Origin of the sequence: Pseudolysinimonas sp. (assembly GCF_031389465.1) — a bacterium.
Lineage (GTDB): Bacteria > Actinomycetota > Actinomycetes > Actinomycetales > Microbacteriaceae > Pseudolysinimonas_A.
The window spans coordinates 1-3,311 of the sequence record NZ_JANMSQ010000004.1; the positions used below are offsets into that span (position 1 = coordinate 1).

Here is a 3,311-nt window from a genome sequence, read left to right on the forward strand (position 1 = left end):
GACCGCATCGCCGACGGAGGCACGGTGCTCGACCCGGAGGTGGTCGCGCAGCTCATCGGGCGGCGCCACGACCCGCTGGCGACGCTCACGCCGCGCGAGCGGGAGGTGCTGCAGCTGATGGCGGAGGGCCGCACGAACGCCGCGATCGCCGAGGCTCTGTTCATCGGAGTGGGGGCGGTCGAGAAGAACGTCACCTCGATCTTCGGCAAGCTCGCACTCGAAGATTCCGGCATCGACCACCGCCGAGTTCTTGCAGTGATCGCCTGGCTGCAGAGATAGGCCTGGCTGCAGCGCTAGCGGGTCAGCGCTTCGGAACGCGTCCGCGGCCGAAGATCAGCCACAGGATCGACCCGAGGATGCTCAGGAAGAACGCCACGACGATCCAGACGAACTTTCCGAACCCTCCGTGGTTGGGGTTGTTCACGATCGACACCACGGTGACGATGAAAACGATGAGGGCGATGAGGCCGCCGATACTGGCGGAGATGGGCTCCATGCGGCGAGCCTAGCGAGGTTCAGCGTGCTGCGAGGAGCGCCTGATCTCTCGTTCTATGTAAGTATCTGCGTATGGATGCAGATATGCAGAAGTGTGGACGCCATCCCGACAGCGAGTACGTCGAACTGGCGGTCGAGGTGTTTGCGATGCTCGCCGAGGCCACGCGGGTGCGCATCATCCTCGCGCTTCGCGACGGCGAGCTGCCGGTGGGCGAGCTGGCGGATGCCGTCGGCAAGTCGGCGACGTCGGTCTCACAGCACCTCGCGAAGCTGCGACTCGCGCGCATCGTGCTGACGCGCAACGACGGCACGCGCGTGTTCTACCGCCTCGCCGATGAGCACGCGAAGCGACTCGTGAGCGACGCAATCTTCCAGGCCGAGCACAGCCTGGGCGGCACGCCGCGGCACCACGAAGGAGAGACCTCATGACCAGCCACCCGCATCCTCACCCGCACGGCGATCACGACGACGATCACGATCGCGGTCACGGTCATGAGCACCCGCACGACCACTACCACGAGCACGCGCGGGGGCTGAAGGGTGTGCTGCAGGCGATCTTCGTGCCGCACAGCCACGACGCCGCCGACTCGATCGACGACGCGCTCGAGTCGAACCGCCACGGCATCCGAGCGGTGAAGATCAGCCTGCTCATCCTGCTGGTCACGACCGCGCTGCAACTCGTCGTCGTGATCGCCAGCTCGTCTGTCGCGCTGCTCGCCGACACCATCCACAATTTCTCGGATGCCCTCACCGCCGTGCCGCTCTGGATCGCGTTCGTGCTCGGCCGCCGCCTGCCGACCCGCCGCTACACCTACGGCTTCGGCCGCGCCGAAGATCTCGCCGGCTTGTTCATCGTGTTCGTCGTCTTCGCCTCCGCGGTCGTCGCGGGCTGGCAGTCGATCGAGCGACTCCTGAACCCGCAACCGATCAGCAACGTGTGGTGGGTGCTCGCCGCCGGTCTCGTCGGCTTCGCCGGCAACGAGGCGGTCGCGATCTACCGCATCCGGGTCGGGCGACGCATCGGATCCGCGGCACTCGTCGCCGACGGCATCCACGCCCGCACCGACGGTTTCACGTCGCTCGCCGTCGTGTTCGGCGCGGTGGGCGTGCTGCTCGGGTTCCCGCTCGCCGACCCGCTCGTCGGTCTCGTCATCTCGGTCGCCATCTTCGTGCTGCTGATCGGCACCGTGCGCAGCATCGGACGGCGACTGATGGATGGCGTCGAGCCCGACCTCGTCGAGCGAGCCGAGCGCGCCCTCGCCGGCACCCCGGGGGTGGTCGCGACGACCGACCTACGGCTGCGCTGGGTCGGTCACCGGCTGCAAGGCTCGGCGACCATCACTGTCGCCGACACCCCGGTGAGCGTCGCGCAGGAGGTCGCGCACGAAGCCGAGCACCGGCTCGAGCACGCCCTCCCCAACCTCGACCGCGTCGTCGTGCGCTTCGACACCGGGACGGTGCACGCCCACAGCCGGTAGGTTCGCGTCGTGCTGAAGTGGCTGCTGCTCGGCGGCGCGATCGTGGCCGAGGTCGCCGGATCGCTGTCGCTCAAGGGTGCGCTCGAGCAGCCGCTGCTCTACGTCGTCGTGGTCGTGGGGTATCTGGCGGCGTTCGTGCTGCTCGCACTGGTGCTGCGCGCCGGCATCCCGGTCGGGGTCGCCTACGGCATCTGGGGCGCGCTCGGCGTCGCACTGACCGCCCTGCTGTCGGCGTTGATCTTCGGGGAACCGCTCACTCCGCTCATGATCGTCGGCATGGCACTCGTGATCGTCGGGGTGTTGTGCGTCGAGATCGGGTCGGGCCACGCGTCGCGCGCGAAGGCCGAGGTGGAGTCGTGATCGCGTGGGTGTTCCTCGTCGTCGCGATTCTCACCGAGGTCACCGCGACCCTCGCGCTGCAGGCAGCGGTGAAGGGGTCCCGGTGGTGGTACCTGCTCGTCGCCGTGGGTTACCTCGTAGCTTTCGCGGCGCTGTCGTTCTCACTCGGTGAGGGGATGCCGCTGGGCGTCGCGTACGGCATCTGGACCGCCGCGGGAGTCGCGCTCACCGCGGTGTTCGGGAAGGTGATCTTCAAGCAGCCGTTCACCTGGGTGATGACGCTCGGCGTCGCGCTCATCATGGGTGGCGTGTTGCTGATCGAACTCGGGGCGCACTGAGGCTTCGGAGGATCAAGCGGCAGGAGCCCCTGATCGGTTGCTCGACCAGGGGCTCCCATGAGGGCTGTCAGCAGCAGGTGCACCCTTCGGCACACTCAGCCGCGCAGCAACTGGTGTCACAACACTCGGCCATGATCGCCCCCTCTCCGTCCGTTGTTGGCGGGCGGTCTTAACGGGTTGAGCGCTGTCACTCGCAACACCCGGGAACAGGGCAGGAACTGTCCTGGCAGTCGGCGTCTTCGTCGACCATGAGCGTCGTCGCGACGAGTGCGTTGAGCGCGAGCGCGAGGTGCGGATCGGCGATCTCGTAGCGGGTCTGCCGCCCCTCGGGCTCCGCCACCACGATGCCGCAGTCGCGCAAGCACGCCAGGTGATTGGAGACGTTGGAGCGCGTGAGGTCGAGATCTCGGGCCAGTGCGGCGGGGTACCCGGGAGCCTCGAGCAGACTGAGCAGGATGCGCGACCGGGTTGGGTCGGCCATCGCACGCCCGAGTCGGTTCACCACATCAAGGCGGCTCGCAATGGTCAGCATGTGGTGACTATACAGCATGCGCTGAACTATCGTGCCGTGACTGCTTTGGAGGTCCTAACGGAATCGCTCTGGAACAACGGGGCAGCCCTTGAGGCGCTGTTTGAGCGGTCCCAGCGACGGGGACGCAGG

General features: G+C 67.5%; 7 protein-coding genes. 5 read left to right on the forward strand and 2 right to left on the reverse strand.

The genetic code is table 11. The features are described 5' to 3' along the window. Positions 1 to 279, forward strand: a 279-nt coding sequence (locus tag RMO30_RS00050) for a LuxR C-terminal-related transcriptional regulator (protein WP_309707835.1), incomplete at its 5' end; no start/stop codon positions are given. A gap of 22 nt (positions 280 to 301) precedes the next feature. On the opposite strand, the gene RMO30_RS00055 is transcribed toward RMO30_RS00050, so the two are convergent. Next, positions 302 to 496, reverse strand: coding sequence for a PLDc N-terminal domain-containing protein (locus RMO30_RS00055; protein ID WP_191283106.1), 195 nt, complete (start codon positions 494 to 496; stop codon positions 302 to 304). A gap of 71 nt (positions 497 to 567) precedes the next feature. On the opposite strand from RMO30_RS00055, the gene RMO30_RS00060 reads away from it, so the two are divergent. Genes RMO30_RS00060 through RMO30_RS00075 form a run of 4 tightly spaced genes read left to right on the forward strand, consistent with a single transcriptional unit; the run spans position 568 to position 2,650 of the window. Continuing rightward, positions 568 to 924 carry a metalloregulator ArsR/SmtB family transcription factor gene (locus RMO30_RS00060; protein WP_309707842.1) on the forward strand — a complete coding sequence of 119 codons (357 nt, stop codon included), beginning with the start codon at positions 568 to 570 and terminating at the stop codon, positions 922 to 924. Further along, positions 921 to 1,973: a cation diffusion facilitator family transporter gene (locus tag RMO30_RS00065; RefSeq protein ID WP_309707845.1), complete on the forward strand. Its 1,053-nt coding sequence runs from the start codon at positions 921 to 923 to the stop codon at positions 1,971 to 1,973. Before RMO30_RS00060 ends, RMO30_RS00065 begins: the two co-directional genes overlap by 4 nt. 9 nt (positions 1,974 to 1,982) lie before the next feature. Continuing rightward, entirely contained in the window at positions 1,983 to 2,333 is a 351-nt protein-coding gene (locus RMO30_RS00070) for an SMR family transporter (RefSeq protein ID WP_309707848.1), read from the forward strand. Next, a complete protein-coding gene (locus RMO30_RS00075; RefSeq protein WP_309707856.1) occupies positions 2,333 to 2,650 on the forward strand; it encodes a multidrug efflux SMR transporter in 318 nt (105 codons plus the stop codon). Before RMO30_RS00070 ends, RMO30_RS00075 begins: the two co-directional genes overlap by 1 nt. Before the next feature lie 187 nt (positions 2,651 to 2,837). On the opposite strand, the gene RMO30_RS00080 is transcribed toward RMO30_RS00075, so the two are convergent. After that, positions 2,838 to 3,182 carry a metalloregulator ArsR/SmtB family transcription factor gene (locus tag RMO30_RS00080; RefSeq protein ID WP_309707853.1) on the reverse strand — a complete coding sequence of 115 codons (345 nt, stop codon included), beginning with the start codon at positions 3,180 to 3,182 and terminating at the stop codon, positions 2,838 to 2,840. Between the last annotated feature and the right edge of the window lie 129 nt (positions 3,183 to 3,311).